Source organism: Nocardia sp. NBC_01009, from assembly GCF_045208035.1.
Lineage (GTDB): Bacteria > Actinomycetota > Actinomycetes > Mycobacteriales > Mycobacteriaceae > Nocardia.
This window is the reverse complement of record NZ_CP108695.1, coordinates 2,255,075-2,274,520: the sequence shown is the minus strand read 5'-3', so window position 1 is coordinate 2,274,520 and position 19,446 is coordinate 2,255,075. Positions and strand designations below refer to the sequence as shown.

Annotated in this window: 16 protein-coding genes; 8 read left to right on the top strand and 8 right to left on the bottom strand. The window is 65.9% G+C overall.

Features of this window, described 5'->3' with window-relative positions:
• The first annotated feature begins 156 nt into the window (after positions 1–156).
• Both OHA42_RS09985 and OHA42_RS09980 read left to right on the top strand, forming a co-directional pair.
• Positions 157–489: a WXG100 family type VII secretion target gene (locus tag OHA42_RS09985; RefSeq protein ID WP_406236433.1), complete on the top strand. Its 333-nt coding sequence runs from the start codon at positions 157–159 to the stop codon at positions 487–489.
• A gap of 31 nt (positions 490–520) precedes the next feature.
• On the top strand, positions 521–820 hold the full coding sequence (locus OHA42_RS09980; protein ID WP_406236431.1) for a WXG100 family type VII secretion target: 300 nt from the start codon (positions 521–523) through the stop codon (positions 818–820).
• A 106-nt stretch (positions 821–926) separates the two neighbouring features.
• On the opposite strand, the gene OHA42_RS09975 is transcribed toward OHA42_RS09980, so the two are convergent.
• Both OHA42_RS09975 and eccCa read right to left on the bottom strand, forming a co-directional pair.
• Positions 927–2,384 carry a type VII secretion-associated protein gene (locus tag OHA42_RS09975; RefSeq protein ID WP_406236429.1) on the bottom strand — a complete coding sequence of 486 codons (1,458 nt, stop codon included), beginning with the start codon at positions 2,382–2,384 and terminating at the stop codon, positions 927–929.
• Complete coding sequence (gene eccCa, locus OHA42_RS09970) at positions 2,384–6,424, bottom strand: type VII secretion protein EccCa (RefSeq protein ID WP_406236427.1); 4,041 nt, start codon at positions 6,422–6,424, stop codon at positions 2,384–2,386. The genes OHA42_RS09975 and eccCa overlap by 1 nt, the downstream gene beginning before the upstream one ends.
• A 171-nt stretch (positions 6,425–6,595) precedes the next feature.
• On the opposite strand from eccCa, the gene eccD reads away from it, so the two are divergent.
• On the top strand, positions 6,596–8,062 hold the full coding sequence (eccD, locus tag OHA42_RS09965) for a type VII secretion integral membrane protein EccD (protein WP_406236425.1): 1,467 nt from the start codon (positions 6,596–6,598) through the stop codon (positions 8,060–8,062).
• Positions 8,059–9,471: a type VII secretion-associated serine protease mycosin gene (gene mycP / locus OHA42_RS09960; protein ID WP_406236423.1), complete on the top strand. Its 1,413-nt coding sequence runs from the start codon at positions 8,059–8,061 to the stop codon at positions 9,469–9,471. Before eccD ends, mycP begins: the two co-directional genes overlap by 4 nt.
• 114 nt (positions 9,472–9,585) lie before the next feature.
• On the opposite strand, the gene OHA42_RS09955 is transcribed toward mycP, so the two are convergent.
• Positions 9,586–9,870: a hypothetical protein gene (locus OHA42_RS09955; RefSeq protein ID WP_406236421.1), complete on the bottom strand. Its 285-nt coding sequence runs from the start codon at positions 9,868–9,870 to the stop codon at positions 9,586–9,588.
• A 360-nt stretch (positions 9,871–10,230) separates the two neighbouring features.
• Positions 10,231–11,715 (bottom strand): type VII secretion protein EccB, encoded by a 1,485-nt coding sequence (gene eccB, locus OHA42_RS09950; RefSeq protein WP_406236420.1) that lies wholly within the window; start codon positions 11,713–11,715, stop codon positions 10,231–10,233.
• Positions 11,716–11,827: 112 nt separating this feature from the next.
• Here eccB and eccE point away from each other — a divergent pair, with 112 nt between their 5' ends.
• On the top strand, positions 11,828–13,477 hold the full coding sequence (eccE, locus tag OHA42_RS09945) for a type VII secretion protein EccE (protein WP_406236418.1): 1,650 nt from the start codon (positions 11,828–11,830) through the stop codon (positions 13,475–13,477).
• 74 nt (positions 13,478–13,551) lie between these two features.
• Here eccE and trpS read toward each other — a convergent pair whose 3' ends face one another.
• Both trpS and OHA42_RS09935 read right to left on the bottom strand, forming a co-directional pair.
• Complete coding sequence (gene trpS / locus OHA42_RS09940) at positions 13,552–14,592, bottom strand: tryptophan--tRNA ligase (RefSeq protein ID WP_406236416.1); 1,041 nt, start codon at positions 14,590–14,592, stop codon at positions 13,552–13,554.
• Between the two features lie 229 nt (positions 14,593–14,821).
• Complete coding sequence (locus OHA42_RS09935) at positions 14,822–15,382, bottom strand: NADPH-dependent FMN reductase (protein WP_406236415.1); 561 nt, start codon at positions 15,380–15,382, stop codon at positions 14,822–14,824.
• 331 nt (positions 15,383–15,713) lie between these two features.
• On the opposite strand from OHA42_RS09935, the gene OHA42_RS09930 reads away from it, so the two are divergent.
• On the top strand, positions 15,714–16,556 hold the full coding sequence (locus OHA42_RS09930) for an NAD(P)H-binding protein (protein WP_406236413.1): 843 nt from the start codon (positions 15,714–15,716) through the stop codon (positions 16,554–16,556).
• Between the two features lie 373 nt (positions 16,557–16,929).
• On the opposite strand, the gene OHA42_RS09925 is transcribed toward OHA42_RS09930, so the two are convergent.
• On the bottom strand, positions 16,930–17,124 hold the full coding sequence (locus OHA42_RS09925) for a hypothetical protein (protein WP_406236411.1): 195 nt from the start codon (positions 17,122–17,124) through the stop codon (positions 16,930–16,932).
• Between the two features lie 85 nt (positions 17,125–17,209).
• Here OHA42_RS09925 and OHA42_RS09920 point away from each other — a divergent pair, with 85 nt between their 5' ends.
• Complete coding sequence (locus OHA42_RS09920; protein ID WP_406236410.1) at positions 17,210–17,356, top strand: hypothetical protein; 147 nt, start codon at positions 17,210–17,212, stop codon at positions 17,354–17,356.
• Positions 17,357–17,361: 5 nt separating this feature from the next.
• On the top strand, positions 17,362–17,760 hold the full coding sequence (locus tag OHA42_RS09915) for a PPOX class F420-dependent oxidoreductase (protein ID WP_378674272.1): 399 nt from the start codon (positions 17,362–17,364) through the stop codon (positions 17,758–17,760).
• A gap of 756 nt (positions 17,761–18,516) precedes the next feature.
• On the opposite strand, the gene OHA42_RS09910 is transcribed toward OHA42_RS09915, so the two are convergent.
• Positions 18,517–19,326: an S-methyl-5'-thioadenosine phosphorylase gene (locus OHA42_RS09910; protein WP_406236408.1), complete on the bottom strand. Its 810-nt coding sequence runs from the start codon at positions 19,324–19,326 to the stop codon at positions 18,517–18,519.
• Positions 19,327–19,446 lie beyond the last annotated feature (120 nt).

Below are 19,446 nucleotides of genomic sequence, written 5' to 3'. Positions count from 1 at the left end.
GCAGCCGGTCGACAACGCGCACGCGACGAGACGCAATCCAAAGATCTTTTGTCCGAAACTGGATGGAACCGATCAGGCCTAGGACGCGTCCAAACATATGAACAGGTCAGCTGGCACCTGCAACGTTGACAATCAGTAGAAAGAGGAGGAGCCACCATGGCAGCAGGGCATCTTGAAGCTAGTCCAGAGTTGATCGCGCAGAAGGCGAAGGAGTTCCAGGAGCAGCACAACAGCCTGATGATCGCCATCCGGACGCTGAAGGCCGACGAGGACAACGTCACCAACGGCGCCAACTGGCAGGGCGCGGCGCGTGATGCGTTCAACGCATTCATGGAGCGCTACTACTTCCAGGCCGACAAGCTGAACGACAAGCTGATGGAGACCTCCGAGAAGCTCATCAAGGCCGGATCGTCGTTCGAGTCCCAGGACACCGACTTCGCCCAGCAGGTGCAGGCCCAGGTCTCCAGCCTCGACCTGCCGCCGGTCTAATCCCCCAAACTCGCACGAAAGGAACCTGAAAATGGCCGGTGCATCGCAGAATATCTCCGCTAACTTCGAGGGTGTCGCCGAGGGCGCGCGCCAGATCATCAAGCGTGCCGAAGGCATTCGGGACGAGCTGGAATCCTTCCACAAGAAGGTCGAAGAATTCGTCGCCCAGAACTGGAAGGGTGCGACCAACGATGCGTTCGCCGAGTTCCAGCGCAGCTGGCAGCAGCACGTCGTTCAGCTGAACACCACGCTGTCCGGCGCCGGTACGCTGATCGACAAGGGCAACTCGGAGCTTCAGGGCACGGACTCCGCGCTCGCGGGACTCTTCTGAGAGTACGACTCAGACCATTCGTGCCCCCGGCAGGTTCTGCCGGGGGCACGAATTTTTCGTCCGGTGTCGATGCCCGATGGGTTGATTTCCCCACGGGCACAACGTTTTACGGAGTCACCTGTTCCGAGGCCGCGAACTGTTCGCAGGCCGGCGCAATCGACTCCCACTCGCCGAGAAACTGACATCCGGTGCTGACCTGAAGCCCGTGCTCGACCAGCACATGCCAACGCACCGTGGAACCGTCACCCGGCCGTTCGATATAGGCGAGGCCCGACTTTCCGCCGAACACCTGGTCATGCTTCAGATCGGTCAACGCACCATTCGGCTTCTGCCGCATCTGCGCCTCGAGGCTCCTGGCCACCTGCTCATAACCGATCCCCGCGGCGACCGGCGTTTGGATCACGGTGATCCGCATGCGGCTGCCGTCCTCCGGTACGAGGTCGACGCGTGGCTTGCTCGGGTCGGGAGCCTGCGCGAGACGCCAGCCCGACGGTGTCTGAAAACGCACGCGCCCAACGGTTTCCGATGACGGTGTGCCTCCAGGCGGTGGCGTTGGCTTGCCGTCGGCCGTCGCTTGCGCGGTGGCGTGGACCGGCGCCGAAGGTCCCGCAGACACCGCGGGAGTGTCCTGCGAGCCGCCGAGGACGACGACCGCTCCCACCGCCGCCGCGGCGACCACCAGAACACCGGCCACCGCGGCGACCAGGTATCCGGTGCGGCGACGGTCGGGGCCCTGGACGGCGGCCGCACGCTGCCGAAGCGGCTGCATCCACTCCGCGGTCGGCAGCGCCGAGACAGCCTCGGTCCGATAGTCGGGGTCCGGCCGCGGCCCGCGCACCAGATCGGCGCCTGCGATCGGCCGCAGCTCGACGGCCGGTCCGGCGATCGGCGGAACCACCGAGCGGATCACCTCGAGTTTCACCGGATCCGAAACACCCACCACCTGAACGACATCGGCCGGGCGGCCCGCGAGCAGCCGGCCGACGAGCGCGGCAAGATCGTCGGCGGCCTGCGGGTCGGGGCCGAGGTCCGCCAGCGCGAGATTCGGTTCGTGCTCACATGATTCGACATGCGTGCCCTGATGGCTGCGCGCGACGGTGCTCGCGGTGGTCGACAGCGTGCCGAATTCCAGCACCACCGTACGGCTGCTGCGGTCGGCGCCCTCATCGGCAGCTACCGCGCGAACGGCCATGTCCTCGAACACAACATCGTTGGCGAAGCGGCGCAGTGCGGCCTCGAGAACCGCACGCCGTCGCGCGCCCCACTCCGTCGGACACGCGACGGTGACCCGGCCGCAGGGGGTGGCGACGCCGAGGTTCTGCAGCACGGTGCCGACGATCGCCGCCATCGCCTCGGCGACGGCGGGTACCCGTGGCAGCAGTGCGATCCGCTCCCCCGTGAGGAACTGGACGGCGGAGCTGACCTGGGTCGGCGGCGTCAACGGCTCACCGACGACCAGATTCCCGTTGCTGCCGAGCACAACCGACGGCGGCACATCCCAATGGGTGGCCGGACCGCACGCCCAGATACGCGTGTCGGTGACCACCAGGTCGACGACAGACATCACTCCGCCGCCGGCATCCACGCCAGCTGAATCAGATCCTCAGTGTTGCGCGTGACGTAGGTGCCGCGGCCCGGTGGCTTGGGGCCGGGACGGGTGGTGCCCATGAGCACGCCTTCGTCCTTGTTGCAGCTCATGATCAGGCCCGCCGAGCCGAGGTCCTTCATCCTGGCCAGCGTGGCCTCGTACATCGCGCGGCTCGCGCCGCCGGAGCGGCGGGCGATGATCAGGTGGAAGCCGAGGTCGCGAGCGTGCGGCAAATGCTCGACCAGCACCGACACCGGATTGCCCATGGAGGTGGCGACCAGGTCGTAGTCGTCGATGATGACGAACAACTCCGGTCCGCTCCACCACGAGCGATCGCGCAGCTGCTGCGGCGTAACGTCCTGCCCCGGCGTCCGCTGGGCGACATAGGCGGCGAGATCGGACATGTTCTGGGTGAATTGCGGCGCGGTCGATCCGTAACCCGCGAGGTACCCGTCGGGCACCAAACCGAGCATGGTGCGCCGGTAGTCGCCCAGGATGAAGCGCGCCTGATTCGGGGTGTTCGATGCGGCGATGCCCTCGACGAGCGAACGCAACAACGTCGACTTACCGGATTCGGTGTCACCGATGACGATGAAGTGCGGGCTCTCGTTGAAGTCGATGTAGACCGGCGCGAGCTCGGATTCGTTGATACCAAGGGGAATACGCATGTTCTTGCGGTCCGGGTCGACCTGCGACGGCCAGTTGCCCGCCAGCTGCAACAGTTGTTCACGCGGCAGCATCTCCGGCAGCATGCGGGCCGCGGGCGCGTGCCGGCCCGGCGTGAGACGGGCGATCGTCGCCACCGCCTCACCGACCGCCGCACCGAGATTGTTGGGGTCGGAGCTGCCGTCGATGCGGGGCAGACCGGTCAGCATGTGCAGGCATTCGGGTGTCATACCGCGACCCGGCCGCCCTTGCGGGACCAGCGCGGCGAACTTGCGGCCGAGGTCGGAGTCCATCGGGTCACCGAGGCGCAGCTCGATCCTGGTGCCGATCTGGTCCTTGAGCGCCGGACGCGCCTCGGCCCACCGCGCCAGTGCGATGACAACGTGCACACCGTACGAAAGACCCTGCACCGCAAGGTTCATGATCGGCTGCTCGAGCGGATCGAAGTCCTGGCGGATGGAGCCGAAACCGTCGATCACCAGAAAGACGTCGCCGAAGGGATCCTCGTGCGCGCCCGCAGCAGCCGGGCTGCTGGCGGGGTCCATGGCCCGCAGGCGGCGGAACTCGGTCATGGACTCGATGCCGAGCTGACGGAAGCGCGCCTCACGGGACCGGACGATGGTGCCCATCTCGGCGACCGTGCGCCGGACCTTGTCGTCGTCCAATCGGCTTGCCACCGAACCGACATGCGGCAACCCCTGCAGGCTGGCCAGCGTGCCGCCACCGAAGTCGAGGCAGTAGAACTGCACCTGCTCGGCGGTGTGGGTCAGCGAAAGCGCCATGATCATGGTGCGCAGTGCGGTCGACTTGCCGGACTGCGGACCGCCGACCACCGCGACGTTGCCTCGTGAACCCGACAGATCGACGACCAGTGGATCGCGGCGCTGATCGTAGGGCCGGTCGACAATGCCCATCGGGGCTCGCAACGTCGCGACGGCCGAGTACTCACCGGTGAGGATGGAGCGCGGGATGAGCTGATCGAGGGTGGGCGCCTCATCCAGCGGCGGCAGCCAGATCTCGTGTGCCGGACGGCCGTGGCCGCGGATGCGCGAGACCAGCATGTTCACGTTGGAGATCTGTTCGCCGTCGTCGGAGCGCTGCTCCGGCTCGTTGGCAGGCGTGGCCTGCAACGGAATCCGGTCGGCGGGCCGGAAGTCGACGTGGACGGCGGCGAACGGGCGTGCTTTCACATCGATTTCCCCGCCCGCGATCCCCGCACTGGTGACCTCGCGCTGCGAACCGCCGCCGACATACGGGCCGGAGACATAGGAGGCCTGGAACCGCTGGATCTCGCCCGAGTCCGACTTCAGGTAGCCGCCACCGGGAACGCCCGGCAGGTTGTAGGCATCGGGGACACCGAGCACCTGGCGAGATTCGTTGGCGGAGAAGGTCTTCAGACCGATCCGATAGGACAGGTGGCTTTCGAGGCCCTTCAGCTTGCCTTCCTCGAGGCGCTGCGAGGCCAACAGCAGGTGCACGTGCAGCGAGCGACCGAGGCGGCCGATCATCACGAACAGCTCGGCGAAATCCGGGTGCTGGGTGAGCAATTCGGAGAACTCGTCGAGCACGACGAACAGCGCGGGCAGCGGATCGAGATCCGCGCCCGTGGCACGGGCCTTCTCGTACTCGGAGACGTTGGCGAAGTTGCCCGCTTGGCGCAACACTTCCTGGCGGCGGTTCATCTCGCCCGCCAGCGCGTCCTTCATACGGTCGACGAGGTCGGCCTCGTCTTCGAGGTTGGTGATGACCGCCGCGACATGCGGAACGCCGTCGAGGCCGAGGAAGGTCGCACCACCCTTGAAGTCGACGAGCACCAGGTTCAATTGGTCCGGTGAATGGGTGGCGAGCAGGCTGAGCACCAGGGTGCGCAGAAACTCGGACTTACCGGAACCGGTTGCGCCGATGCACAATCCGTGCGGGCCCATGCCGCTCTCCGCGGCTTCCTTGATGTCGAGCTCGACTGGAAGACCGTCCGCGCCGACACCGAACGCGACCCGCAACCGCTCGCGACCGTAGCGTGGCCGCCAGGCGTGTTCGGGATTGAAGGTGCCGATGTCGCCGAGACTCATCAGCTGCGACCATGACGAGATCACCTCGGAGTCGTCGACCTCGACATCGCTGCTGCGCTGGGTCGCCGCGCGATACGGCGCGAGCCTGCGTGCCACCTGCTGGGCCTGCTGCGGGGAAATCCGGTCGATCAGCGCGAAACGTTCCTGGTTGCCGGTGGCGCCGCGACCGACGCACTCGCCGTTCTCCACGACCATCTTGATACCGCGCGATACCGCCAAACGCGGTGCGTACCCGCACAAGTCGATGAGCGTGACGCCCTCGTAGCCGGATTCACGCAGCTGATCGTCCTCGGCCTCGAGCAGACCGCCGTCGACCACGATGACGATGTGCACCAGGTTGACGTTGGCAGGCTGATTACGGGAATACCGAACGCGATTGGCCAGCAACGGATGCAGACCCGTCATGGCCTCGCGGATCGAGCCGTAGAACATGCGCTGGGTGCCGATGCCGTCCTGCGCGTCGGGGTGCTGAGTGTGCGGCAGCCACTTGGTCCACTCCCACTCGCGTGCCGTGTCCGGGCCGCAGACCACCGCGACGAGCACCTGGTCGGGCGCCTGGAACATGCACAGCTGCAACAACATTGCGCGAGTCATTTCCCTGGCTTCGACCCTATCGCCGTCCAGGGCGATGGTCGCGAAGCCCTTCACCGCGATCGCGGTCGGCAGGTCGGGGACCGTCGAGTGGGCGCGCACGAAACGGCGCAGCGACACCGCGGCGATCGGCTCGAGTTCCTCGACCGGACCGGTCTCCGGCGCGACCAGTCGCGTGGCGAGGCGCTGGCCGCCGATACCGATGCGGGCGTGGCAGAAGTCCTTGTCCCCCGCACGCCGCTCCCACATCCGGCTGGTGCCCGCCAGCATCCAGATCAGGCCGGGCTCCGGGTGGCTCCATTCGACGGAAGCGCGCTGCTGCCTTGCGGTGTCGTCGACGTCCCTGCGCACCTGGTCGAGATAGCGCAGATAGTCCTTGCGGTCCTCGTTCGCTTCGGCGGCCTTCTGCCCCTTGCCACCGCCCTGACCGGCGAACATGCCGACCATGGAGAAGACCATCATCATCGGGAACATCATGGTCATCGGGTTCGATGCGATGCCACCGCCCTGGGTGAACATCAGGGCCATCATCCCGACCATGCCGACGACCATCACGACCGGCATCATCTTGCTGAGCAAGCTGCCCGGCGTTACCCGGGGAATCTCGGGCGGCGGCTGCAAGGTGACTTCACCGCCGGGAGAACGCGGCATCTCTCGTCGCGCACGGCGCTGGAACCGGACGGTACTCATCAGACGAGAAATCCCCCTTACGCAGCTGTACTTCGGGCTCAGTGTAGAGCCGGCAGCTGACATGTCGTACAGTTCGACCAGCATTCTGCTGCCCGAACCGTGGGTTCGCAAGCTCGGCCCTTGGGTATGCCGGTTGCGGAAACACGAGGTAGAAGACGAGTTGGGGGAAGCTTGACGCACGCGCGCCTTGACCACATCGACGAAGAGTCCTCGCGCGGAATCGTCCGTGCACCGGACCTGGCTCGGGTGACGATTCTGGCCAAACACACTCAGGTGGATATGGCGATCCCGGTCGACGTTCCCGTCGCCCTGGTGATTCCGAGCGTTGTCGACATGGTCGCCCAGCACAGCCGCACCAACGATTTCGACAACGAGGGCGAACGTTTCGAGCCCGCAGAGTGGGTGCTCGCCCGCATCGGCCATCCCCCGTTTTCCAACTCGCTGAGCCTCGGCGAACACGGTGTCCGCGACGGCGAGCTGCTGATGCTCGAAAGTGCTTCGCACACAGCGCCGACACCGCTGTTCGACGACATCATGTACAATGTCGCGATCGCGGACACCGACCACTACCGCAGCTGGAGTCCGAAGGTCGCGCGACTCACCGGCTCCATCCTCGCCGCGATCACCATGATCGTCGGCTGCCTCGGTCTGCTGCTGGCCAAGGACGCGCTGCCCGGCTACGTGAGCGGGTCGATCGCGCTGACGGTCGCCATCCTGCTCGTCGTCGCAGGCATGGTGTTCAGCCGCATGTACGGCGACACCGGCACCGCGCTTGTGCTCGCCGGCTGTGCGCTGCCCGCGGCGTTCACCGCGGGCATGCTGCTGGTGCCCGACGATTACGACTGGGCGCACATCCTGCTCGGCTCGGTCCTGCTCGGCGCCACCGCGATCCTCGCGTGGCGCGTCACCGGTGTCGGGCTGGCGCTGTTCATCGGCGCGAGCACCCTTGCGGTGTACGCCGTTCCGGCCGCGATGGTCGGTCTGCTCACCGAGCAGTCGCTGCCCGCCATCGGCGCGGTCGCCGCCGCACTCGGACTCGGCGGTCTCTCGCTGGCGCCACGGGTTTCGATGCTGCTCGCCAAACTGCCGCTGCCGCCGGTGCCTTCGCCGGGCACCCCGATCGACCCGACCGAGGACGATCCGGACGACCACCGCGCGCTGCCGACCATGGACGCACTGCGGGTCAAGTCGGAACGGGCCCGCTTGTACCTCGGCGGACTCGTCGCAGCGACCACGCTCATCACCGTCGCGGGTTCGCTTGCGGCCACCGACCCCGACGCCGAAAGCCCCTACTGGCAAGGCATCGCGCTCGCACTCGTCTGCGCGATCGTGCTGATGTTCCGCAGCCGCACCTACGCGGGCGCCGAACAAGCCGTGGTGCTGATCGCGGGCGGCGCCGCCATCGTGCTGATCATGCTGATCGGCGCGAGCATCGGCATGGAGCAGCCGCTGATGGTCTTCGGCGCCGCGATGGTCATCCTGATCGCCGCGCTCATTCTCGGCATCATCATCCCGAACCAGTCGGCGACGCCGCCGATGCGCCGCGGCGTAGAACTGCTCGAGTACGCGTTCGTCGCTGCCGTACTGCCGCTGGTGTTCTGGGTGGCCTCGCTCTACTCGCTCGTTCGCGGGCTGTGAGCGCGACCCTGCGCGTTGCGGCCGTCGCCGTAACGCTCGGCCTGAGCGCGTCATTCGGGCTCGGCTCGGGGTACGGCGTCGCACATGCCGACCGGCCGCCCGCCGCCAATCCAGGTCTGGTACCGCCGGGCGACCCCGCCGCTCCGCCCGAAAAGACTGAGCGCCCACCGAATTCGAACTGTGCGGACGTCGGCACCGGCGGCGACGGGCCGTCCATTCCCACCGCTCAACGTTCACTCGACCTAGATCGCGCATGGAAGTTCTCCAAGGGCGCGGGCCAGGTCATCGCGGTCATCGACACCGGAGTGGCTCGGCATCCCCGGCTCCCGGGACTTGAAGCGGCAGGCGACTTCGTCGCCAATGTGGGCGACGGCACCGAGGACTGCGATGGCCACGGCACGCTGGTGGCCGGGCTCATCGCCGCATCTCAGGTGGACGGCCAGGGATTCTCAGGGGTAGCGCCAGAGGCGCGGATCATGACAATCCGGCAGACCAGCAAGATGTATCAGCAGGAAGGCCGCTCCAGGGAGAAGGCACCCGAGGCGTTCCCCGACAGCTATGGCGACTTGAACACCATGGCATCAGCCATCGTGCGGGCCGCCGACCGTGGCGCCACGGTCATCAATATCTCCGAGGTCTGGTGCGGAACGACCAGCCCCGACGCCGACAACAAGATCGGCGCGGCCCTCTATTACGCCACCGTGGTGAAAGACGTCGTCGTCGTGGTCGCGGCGGGCAATGTGGACGACAAATGTAAAGGCGACAACGAGGTAATAGATCCGCTCGCCCCGACCGCCGATCCATGGAGCAAGGTCAAGTGGAATATCAGCCCGGCCCGTTGGGACGACTATGCGCTCGCTGTCGGGTCGATCGATGCGAACGGCGCTCCATCCAAGTTCACGATCCCCGGCCCCTGGGTCGGCGTTGCCGCACCGGGCGAGAATATGACTTCGCTCGATCCACGCGGGAGCAGTACCGCCGTTACCGTCGCCGACCAACGTGGCCAGCAGAATCCTGTCAGCGGAACCAGTTTCGCAACGCCACTGGTGTCGGGCGTTGTCGCGCTGATTCGCGCGCGGTTTCCGGAACTGAGTGCGCGGGATGTCATCAAGCGCATCGAAGCCACCGCGCACGCACCGGCCGAAGGCTGGAACCAATATCTCGGGTACGGAGCGGTCGACCCGATCGCAGCGCTGACCAACGAGGTCACCAAGCCGCTGCCGCCCAAGCGCCCGAGCCAAGCCAAGAGCACCCAGCTCTCGGTGCCCGCACCGGCCCCACCACCTGATCACCGGGCCCGCAATGTCGCACTGATCGGCACCGGAATCATCGCGGCCGCACTGATTCTGGGCTATCTCGCATCGTTCCCGATCCGCCGCAGGTTCGGAGTGTCCAGCGACGATATGTGACGCCTGCGTCCGCCCGACACAGAAGAGGGTTCCGGTGTGAATCACCGGAACCCTCTTCAGTTTTCGAACGCGACGCGTTAGCCGCTCGACGGCCACACCTGCACGAGCAGCCTATTAGATGGGGTTGTAGCTATACGTCACCACATACAGCTTGTTCCCGTTCACGTCGATACCATCCTCAGCGCAATAGAAGTGCGGGTACGTGGCATGTGTTGCGTCCGGATCCTGGCGAGCGTCGAAGTCGGCCTGCTTGCGCGCGGCCTCGTTGACGCACTGGTCATACGGCATACCCTGTGCATTGGCCACCGCGATGCCCACAATTCCGGTCGCTCCCGCGCCCAGCACACCGATCGCTGCCGCGGCCGTAAGCGATGCGGCGGCCCGGTAGATCTTGGTCATTGTCAATCCCCTCTGTTGATCTCCTGAGCGGCGAAGGCCGCTTCGTGGACAAGCCGCGCTCAGCGGTGAATATCATTGTGTCGCTGCAAGATTCGCTGTCCCCAGCTTGCACACGAACCCACCGCTCTAAGACTCAGCCCGTCACTATCTTTTGACGTGCCGTGACCAAGATCGGTTCCATTGAATCCCAACCTTCTTCGGTCGGCCTGGCAGACCCGGTCGGCGCGTTGGTCGATGGCGCGATTGAGCTCGGCGCACAGAAGGTGCGTCGAGATGCGAACCGGAGTCCGCAGAGACCGCGGGCCAGAGCTCCGGTGTTACAGGTCCGTACCAGATATCGGAGCCCTTGCCGAACCCGGCTCACTTCGATGAAGCGACAGGCTGTTTCGCGGGCGACGGGTCCGGAGCAACGCCGTCGTGCGCGACCATCGCCTCTTCCCTGCCGAGGCTGGGGCCGGAGGCGAGCAGGCCGACGATCGGCCACGGTGCGGGTTCGGGCTTCACGTCTGCCTCGGTATCCATCCCGAGCGCCTTGGCCGAATCGGCGTTCTTGATGCCGTAGCGGACTCCGGTGTCGGCGATGTAGAACATGCTGTCCTTGCGGCGACTATCCGGTTCGATGCCGGTGCTCTGGATGAACGCGCCGGTGCCCGGCTTGATGTACACGGAGTCGGCGTTGGCCCCCGAACCATCCGCCTGCGCGAGCGGCACCAGTTTGGCCTTCTCCGGAATCGGCAGGGCCACACCGGTGATCACCGAAAGCTCGGCACGGTTGCCGTCCTTGTTTTCCGCGGCCGCGGCGATCGGCTTCCAGGACAGGCAGCCGACCGGCTGGTCCTTGGCTTGGATGATCGTCGGTGCGGTGTGCGGGTAGAGCTCTACGCGCAAAGTGTGCGAGACATCCGCATTGGTCTTGTCGATCTGATCGATTGTGGTGGTAGTCGCCGTGGACCGGTAGCGATTGCGGATGATCTTGGCGGTCAAGGGAGAAATCGGCTGCAACCCGTCCTGCAGGACCACGTAGTAGTTGCCGGGCTCGGTGGGTACCTCCACCACATCGCCGATCCGATGATTGGCGACCGAGTAGTTCACCGCCGCGCCCGGATCGTTGATCGGGGGCGGAATGATCGGCAGCACTTCGGGAATCGTGTTGAGCAGGCCCTCACCGATCGGGCGCGGAGCCATGCCGGTGATGTTCAGCGCGTCGGTGACGGCACGGTCGGTCATGTCGACTCTGGCCCGCCGGTTTTCGTACACGAGATACTCCGAGTCCTTGCCCTGCACCAGCAGGGCCTTGTCGCTGCCCATGACCGAGGCCTTCGCACCGAGCTCAGGGTCACCCGCGAGCACCGATGTGGTGAGGTCCTTGCTGCCATCGTTCTTCAGCTGATCGCAGACCGTCCAGGCGCGGCCTTTGCCATCCTTCTCGAAACGCAGCGAGGCGGGCGCACCGGGAATGCCGATCAGCTGGCCGCGTGGCTTCTTGCCGAGCTCGGAGTCCTTGACGACCGCGGGCTTGGCGGGCTCCCCCGCGGCCAGCCGAGCCGAAGCAAGATTCAGCGCGGGATGCACGACGTCATCGATGACGACATAGACGCCACCGGATTCTTTGCCGATCAGGATCTTGTTGCTGCCGATCTTGTCCTGCGGGCGCAGCAGCGCGAGCACGCCGCAGCCGGCAAGTACGACAACGGCCAACACCAGCCCGGCCGCGTACGCACGCGACTGCGAGCGCATCGGGTCGTGCAGCATTCGCACGTCCCTGCGGACCAGCGCATGCTCCATCCGCCGGACCAGGAAGCGATAGCCGCTGACCTGCCAGCGAGTAGTGGGTTTTGAAGGCATGTTTCCTCCCCCGAACAGTGCTCACGTTCGCGGAACACAGTACAGTTCCCGGGGACTCTTGTTCAGCTCGGCCGGTAGGAAACGGCCGATATCGGGTACTTGGGGGACGACGATGGCCGAATCTGCCGGCGCGGGACCACGCCCGCTCCTCGGGCGCATATCGCTGCAGAATCTGCTTGTTGCACAGGTGATCGGACTCCTAGCCGGACTGCTCGCGCTGCTCGTCGGACTTGCGGCGCTGCCCGCTCTCGCCGTGGCCGTCGTCGCCGCGCTGCTGCCGCTCGTCCCCGTTGCCAAACGGACCCTGCTGGACTGGATGAGCACCTGGTGGCGCTATGCCACGCGCGGTGACTACGCGATCGGCGACACCGTCGATTTCCGTGGCACCGATGGTCGTTCGCTCGGGCTTTACTGGGACGGGACTCGGGTTGTCACGGTTGTCGAGGTGCTCGCGCCCAAGGGTGGGCTGACCCGTATCGCCCGCACGACGGTGCACGCCTCGCACCTGCTGCCGCTCCCTGAACTGGCCAAATGCCTCAACCAGCACGACATCCTGCTCAGCGGCATCGACATCATCAGCCACGGACACCGCAGCCGCTCCGGCACGCCGGCGGGCAAGATCTACGAATCGCTGCTCGGGCCGCTGCCCGCCACCGCGCATCGCACGGTGTGGTTGGCCATCAGCTTCGACGTGATCGCCTGCCCGGAGGCCGCGGCCCGCCGCGGCGGCGGCAGCGAGGGCGCCTCGCGTGCGGTAACCATTGCGACACAACGCATTATGCGTACGCTCGAAGACGCCGACTGCAGCGCCCGCATTCTCACCGCGCCGGAAATCCGCAAGGCGGTCCTGCAGATCACCGCCGGTTTCGATCCGCGCACGCTGACCCACCGCTGGCGCTACGCGGAGATCGGCAACAGCGTGAACATCGGCAGCGCGGTCGACCCCAAGCGGCTCGGCTCCGACCTGCTCTCCCAGCTGTGGGTGGCGCCCTCGCGCGGCACCACGGTCGCGGTGCGGCTGCGTCCCGGTAGTTCGGCCGAGTCGGTGAGCATCGGCGCGGCCTGGCGGCTGACCGCACGCGAGCTGCCGGAGCGGACCAATCTCAAGGGCCTCATCTCGATGAACGGCCGCCACCGCGACGGACTGCTCGCCCATCTCCCGCTTGCCATCCCGGCTCTGGACGACACCGTGCCGGTGGCCGAATACCCGATCGATGTGATCGGCGCGCTGCACCTGCCGTCGTCGGGCTGCGGTCAGCTGATCGGCTCGGACGACGAGGCTCAGGGTGTCGCGGTGCGAATCGTCGGCACCGGCATCTCGACCGTCTATGTCGCAGGCGAGCTATATCTGGCGCAGCAGTTGGTGTTCCGCGCACTCGCGGTCGGCGAGCGCATCCTGATCCGCACCGATCGGGCGCACGCGTGGGAGAACCTGGTGAACACCATCGCCAACCCCGAGCGGCTCACCCTCGCGGTCGAAACACACCAGTCCGACGCGGGTTTCACGGCCACCGTGGTCGACGGGGTGCTCGCGCCTGCGCCGCACGCCGGTGTCACGACGATCTATGTCACCGGCGACCCGATGGGCTGGCCCGCCACCCGCCCCGACCTATCGATCCACCAGCCCGGCGCCATCGGCAACCACGTCATCCTGCGCACCGGCACCGCACAGGTCGACCTCACCCTGGTCTCCATCCCCCGCGAGGCCACCTATATCGGCCACCCGCGCGGCCGCCGCGCCATGGCAGGTAGTGCGGGATGAATTCGCGCCGGCGCGAATTCATCCCGCACTAGAGGCGTTGAGGTACTACCGGGATCGCTTCGCTCCCGGTTCGGTCAGTACGCCGTTCCCATCGCAGCGTGCACCTCGTCGAGGGTGTGGGTTGCCACCTCGTTGGCGCGGCGGTTCCCGTCCCGCAGAACACTGCGCACGTAGTCGGGATCGCGCGCGAAATCGCTGCGGCGTCGACGATGCGGAGCGAGGAACTCGTTGACCGCGTCGGTGGTGAACTTCTTCAGAGTTCCTGCCCCAGCATCGCCGATGTCATCGGCCAGGGCTCGTTCATCGCGGCTGGTACACAGTGCGGCCGTGGTCAGCAGCGCGGACACGCCGGGACGATTGACCGGGTCGAAGGTGATGAGTCGTTGGGAGTCGGTCGGGGCTCGGCGGATCAGGGCCGTCGTTTCGTCGGCGGTCATCGACAGTGCGATCGCATTGCCGTAGCTCTTGGACATCTTCCTGCCGTCGAGACCGGGAACTTCCGGTGCGGAGGTGAGCAGTGCCTGCGGTTCGGGAAAGACGTCGCCGTAGCGTTCGTTGAAGCGACGTGAGATCACCCTGGTCAACTCGACATGCGGCAGGTTGTCTTTCCCCACAGGAACCAGATTCCCCTTGCAGAACAGGATGTCGGCGGCCTGGTGAACCGGGTAGGTCAGTAGAAGTCCGCTCAGTGCGCGTCCAGATGCCGCGTGCTCTGCCTTGACTGTGGGATTGCGGTGGAGTTCGGCCTCGGTGACCAGGCTGAGGAACGGCAGCAGTAGTTGGTTGAGTGCAGGGACCGAAGAGTGGGTGAAGACAGTTGCCCGGCTCGGGTCCAGACCGGCAGCCAGATAGTCCAGGACGGCACTGTAGACGTTCTCCCGGACCTTTCCGATCGCGTCGCGGTCGGTGATGACCTGATAGTCGGCGAGGATAACGAACGTGTCCACGCCCAGACTGTGTAGGCGCATGCGTTCGGAAATGGTCCCGAAGTAGTGACCCAGATGCAGAGGGCCGGTAGGGCGTTCGCCGGTGAGGATGCGGTATCGGTGCGGGTGCTCGGTGACCGCGGCACGCAACTTGTCGCTGCGTTCGATAGTGGCGGAGAAGGTATTCAACGGACAGCTCCTGGATGGTCAGGGGGCTGTACGAACCTCGTTCAGGTCAGATGTGACATGCGGGCTGCGTACAGCCCGCGGACATGGTTAGACGGACTGCTGGAGCAGCCACCACCATGCCTGTCGGATGTCGATCACGCTGTAACGATAGCAACCACGCTGCCCACCTGGACACGTCAGCAACCTCATGACCCGCAACAGCTAGCCCGGGTGCGGATCGGTGGTGTGGCTATCCCGGGTAGGGGTCGGCAGTGCGGGCGGCACGCAATGTTCGGGCCCACCAGGCTAGTTGGCGAATCATGCGGTCGGCGGCGTCGATGGCGGCACCGTCGTGGGTCTCCCCGGCTGCGTCGAACTGCTTCTTCGCCTGATGGAAGCTGACCGACTCGCGGATGGAGACCATGTGGATTTCGGCGACTACCTGACGCAGCTGTTCGACGGCCCGCAGACCGCCGGAAAGGCCGCCGTAGGCGACGAAGCCGATCGGTTTGGCCCGCCATTCCCGTTTCGCCGTGTCGAAGGCGGTTTTCAGCGAGGCCGGATAGCCGTGGTTGTACTCGGAAGTGATCGCCACGAAGGCGTCGGCGGCGGCCAGCCTGGCGCGGTATGCCTCGACCGTCGGAGTATCGGTGAGATCGACCGGCAGCGGAGTCTCCCTGAGATCGATAACGCCCGTATCGAATTCGGGATTCGCCCGCACCGTCCGCAGGAACCAGTCGGCGACGACCGGGGCGAAACGCTCCGGCCGCACACTGGCCACGATCACTTCGAGCCGCAACGGGTTGTCCACAGCCTGAGCCTATCGCCGCAGCATGGCAGCGACGAGCGGCACACCAGAGTGAGCGCTACTCGACGTTTGCCGCAGCCATGAGCCCACTCATCGAGCTTCTGGTCCGAGGTAGAGCTGCTCGCAAGGAAGTCGAGGTAGGCCATCTGCGGTGCCGGGGACCACGGACACGCTGTCTATGTGACCAATCGAGGCCTACGCCCACGGTTGGCCTGCGAAAGTCACGAAATCATCAGCCTCACAGGTGTTCCCGTCAAGAGGGATCGAGTTCCCGTGTTGCGGCGGAGCATGTCCTATGTTCGGGTGGACCGATCCCCAGCCTGCAGGAGGCGAAATGATTCTGGTAACCGGTGCGACCGGGAACATAGGCACAGAGTTGGTTGCGCAGTTGAGTGATTCCGGGGAGCGGGTGCGGGCGCTGGTGCGGGATCCCCAGCGCGCGACGCTGCCTGCCGGTGTCGAAGCCGTGGTGGGAGATCTGAATCAGCCGGAGAGCATGGCCGAGGCGCTCGACGGCGTCGACGGGATGTTTCTGATGCCGGGCTATGCGGGGATGCCCGAGCTGCTTGCACGCGCGAAAAAGGCTGGGGTGCAACAGGTTGCCTTGCTGTCGGGTGGTTCGGCGGCGCTGGAGGATATGAGCAACGCGGTCTCCAGGTACATGACACAGTCCGAGCGAGATGTGCGGGAATCCGGTCTCGCGTGGACATTTCTGCGCCCGCGCTCGTTCATGTCGAACGCGCTGCGCTGGCTGCCGCAACTTGCCGTGGGTGAGGTGGTGCGGACCCAATTCTCCGAGGTCAGGGTGGCCGCGATCGATCCGGGCGATATCGCGGCGGTCGCCGCGGCGGCGCTCATCGGAGGCGAGCTGGAGGGACGCATCCTCGAGCTGACCGGGCCACAGGCGTTGCTGCCGGCCGATCAGGTCGCGGTGCTGGCCAGAGTGCTCGACCGCCCGCTGGTCTGCCAGAACCTGACCAACGAGGAGACCGTTGCGGAGCTGGAGGCGAGCATGCCCAGCGAATACGTCGAGGCGTTCGTCAGCTTCTTCATCGACGGCACACTGGACGAATCCAAGGTCCACCCGACGGTCCGCGAGGTGACCGGCCGCGACCCACACACCTTCGAACAGTGGGCCCGCACCCACGTGGCAGCCTTCGCGGCCGCGACACCGTGAGTGGAGCGGTTCGAATCTCGGCCCACTCCGCCACGCCGGCCTACGCGCTGCTCGGTCGGCTTACTCCACTCGATCGGCCCACTCCGCTCAGTCAGTCCACTCGGGGTACCGGTAGTAATCGCCGAAAGTCCAACTAAGTTCGATCTAGAGGTGCGCATGCTGCGCGAGTCGGCGTACCGCGCCGTCGACGAGCGCAGAACATGACAGCCGGCAAGGCCGTCCGTCGATGTCGGAATGGACCGCATCACTGTTGCGGGTGTCGAGAAATGATCGTTTACCGACAACGCCGTGCGCCGACTTCGGGCGCGCGATATGTGGTAGGTGAGTGCGTTTCTGCGGGTGGCCTCGGTGCGTGGCAGCGATGGGCGGCAGGTCAGCTCACCGGCGTCGAGGCGAGGGTTGCCAGGCGCCGTCGATCGCCGACCCCGACGCGGTCAGGCTGCCCGCAACCCCGGTCGACGAGGACCGCGACCGCGATGAGCCCCAGCGGAACCAGCAGACCGAAGATCTGCCAGCGTTCGGTGACCGGATTGCCGGGCGACAGCGTCCGCTCGGCCGGAACGGGCATGTGCAGCTTGCTGATCCGAGCGCGATCCCGCGGTAGCGATCTGAAATCTATCAACGCTAGACAAGCTAGCGGACTAATGTTACCGTTGCTCCAGTTTCTAGCGCTGCTAGAACTGCTGGTCGCTGACGCAGGACGCGCGGGACGCGGCAGGCAACAGCTTGTGCTTCCCGCACCCAACAACTTCCGGCTGATCGCCGGGGGCACACCTGATATCGAATTCACCGAGGAGTAACTGACATGACCTTCACCATCAATGAACAGCAGTTCCTCGCGGAGGCCGGGATCGGTCGGCTGGCCACAGTGTCGCCCGACGGCGTTGTACAGAACAACCCGACCAGCTATCGGGTGAACGCCGACGGCACGATCGACATCGGGGGCATGCGGATGCGTGCCAGTCGAAAGTACCGCAATGTCGAGGCGGGCAGCCGGGTGTCGTTCGTCATCGACCAACAGGTTTCATTGGAGCCATACGTGATTCGCGGCATCGAGGTACGCGGCACGGCCGAGGCGCTCGATGACGAGGAGCCACCGTTCCAACCCCAGGAACGCGCGGTCATCCGAATTCACCCCGAACGGGTCATCTCCTGGGGCATCGACGGCGGATCCTTCGACTTCACCAGTCGCGGCGCCGAGTAGTCAGGCATCGTGGGCGATCCACAAGAAAGGCCGTCACGTTGGTGCGCCGGCACGGTGGTGCGGCACGTTCGAAGGCCCGCAGAGTTGCTCTGCGGGCCTTCGACATATCTGACCTCAATCGAGCACGGGAGTTACGCCGAGGCCTGGTCCTCGGCGAACTTCGCCAGGATGTCCAGCGCCTCCTCGTCGAACTGGTCCGCCTGGTCGCCTTAGTCGCCGAAATTCCAACGAAGTTCGGGATGTGGCGGTCTCGATGTAGGCGGCCAGGTCGGCGCGGCCGGGCAATCCGGTGAAGGTGAGTAGGTGGATCGCGGCGCGCAGGTATCGGGAATCGGCTGCGCCGGTTTCGAGCAGAGTGCGCAGCGCGTCGGCGGTGTGAAGGAGTTCGGGATCAGCCGCGAAACCGTCTACAGCTACCTACGCACCGACACCACAGCATGGCCAAGGCCCGCGACGAAGGGTCGATTCGAGGGCAAACAGCCGAAACTGCCTCTCGCAGCACGGAAAACGATCCACCGCCGCTACCATGACCCCCCGACGACGACGCCAGCCTGGCCGATCTGGCCGACGTATACAGCGTCCACCGCATCGTCAGCCGAAACGCACCGATGGCGTAGATCCCTAGACCACAACCTCACCAGGCATAATGCCGAACTCCGTTGGATTTGCAGCGATTACTATCGGGAGCACTCCACTCGATCGGCCCACTCCACCGGAGGCGAACGTCCCTCGATCGACAACCTCTCGTTCGATGACTCAGGGCAGCTCGAACGGCAGCGTCACACCCCCGTGCACACTGCACTTCGCACAGGTGTCGGTGTGCGGAACAGCCGACACCGAGCGGCGGATCAGCTCCTTGAACGGGCCGAGGTTCTTCTTGAACTCGGCGAAGACGTCGGTGGCATGCACACCGTGGCCCTCCTCCATGCCCGCATCCAGGTCGGTCACCAAAGCGACTGCGGCGTAGCACATTTCCAGTTCCCGAGCGAGCACCGCCTCGGGATGGCCGGTCATGTTCACCAGTTCCCAGCCCTGGGCCGCGAACCAGCGGCTCTCGGCCCTGGTGGAAAACCGGGGGCCCTGCACGACCACCATGGTGCCCGACGACTTCATCGGAAGTTCATCGGTCGCGGATTTCGTTGCGGCGGCCCGCAATTCGTCGCAGTAGGGGTCGGCGAAGGAAACGTGCACACCGCCGCCGTCGAAGTAGGTCTGCGGCCGCCCCGAGGTGCGGTCCACCAGCTGATCGGGTACCGCGACGGTGCCGGGCCCCCAGTCCGCGCGCAGGCTGCCGACCGCACACGGGGCGAAGATCCGGCGCACCCCGAGCGAGCGCAGCGCCCACATATTGGCCTGGTACGGCAGCGTGTGCGGGGCGTACTCGTGCTGCTTGCCGTGCCGCGGCAGGAACGCCACCGGCCGACCCTCTACTTCGCCGATCGCGACCGGCGCGCTCGGCTTGCCGTAGGGGGTGTCGACCTCGACGGTGGTCGCCTCGTTGTCGAAGAAATCATAGAAGCCACTACCGCCGATGACGGCGATCGCGGGCCGGGCATGCGAACTCATGCACATGATTGTCCCGCCCGGCTCCGTGCGCCGGCCGGAAGGGTCCCCGTCCGCACCTTCGAGCACATCTCGGACGCCCGTCATGGCGTCGGCACCGTGCCGACCATCGCAGCGACGGCC

Excerpts from the sequence above, each read along its gene's own strand:
- OHA42_RS09985 (WP_406236433.1), top strand. The coding sequence starts at position 157 with ATGGCAGCAGGGCATCTTGAAGCTAGTCCAGAGTTGATCGCGCAGAAG.
- OHA42_RS09980 (WP_406236431.1), top strand. The coding sequence starts at position 521 with ATGGCCGGTGCATCGCAGAATATCTCCGCTAACTTCGAGGGTGTCGCC.
- OHA42_RS09975 (WP_406236429.1), bottom strand. The coding sequence starts at position 2,384 with ATGTCTGTCGTCGACCTGGTGGTCACCGACACGCGTATCTGGGCGTGC.
- eccCa (WP_406236427.1), bottom strand. The coding sequence starts at position 6,424 with ATGAGTACCGTCCGGTTCCAGCGCCGTGCGCGACGAGAGATGCCGCGT.
- OHA42_RS09955 (WP_406236421.1), bottom strand. The coding sequence starts at position 9,870 with ATGACCAAGATCTACCGGGCCGCCGCATCGCTTACGGCCGCGGCAGCG.
- eccB (WP_406236420.1), bottom strand. The coding sequence starts at position 11,715 with ATGCCTTCAAAACCCACTACTCGCTGGCAGGTCAGCGGCTATCGCTTC.
- eccE (WP_406236418.1), top strand. The coding sequence starts at position 11,828 with ATGGCCGAATCTGCCGGCGCGGGACCACGCCCGCTCCTCGGGCGCATA.
- OHA42_RS09930 (WP_406236413.1), top strand. The coding sequence starts at position 15,714 with ATGATTCTGGTAACCGGTGCGACCGGGAACATAGGCACAGAGTTGGTT.
- OHA42_RS09925 (WP_406236411.1), bottom strand. The coding sequence starts at position 17,124 with ATGCCCGTTCCGGCCGAGCGGACGCTGTCGCCCGGCAATCCGGTCACC.
- OHA42_RS09915 (WP_378674272.1), top strand. The coding sequence starts at position 17,362 with ATGACCTTCACCATCAATGAACAGCAGTTCCTCGCGGAGGCCGGGATC.
- OHA42_RS09910 (WP_406236408.1), bottom strand. The coding sequence starts at position 19,326 with ATGAGTTCGCATGCCCGGCCCGCGATCGCCGTCATCGGCGGTAGTGGC.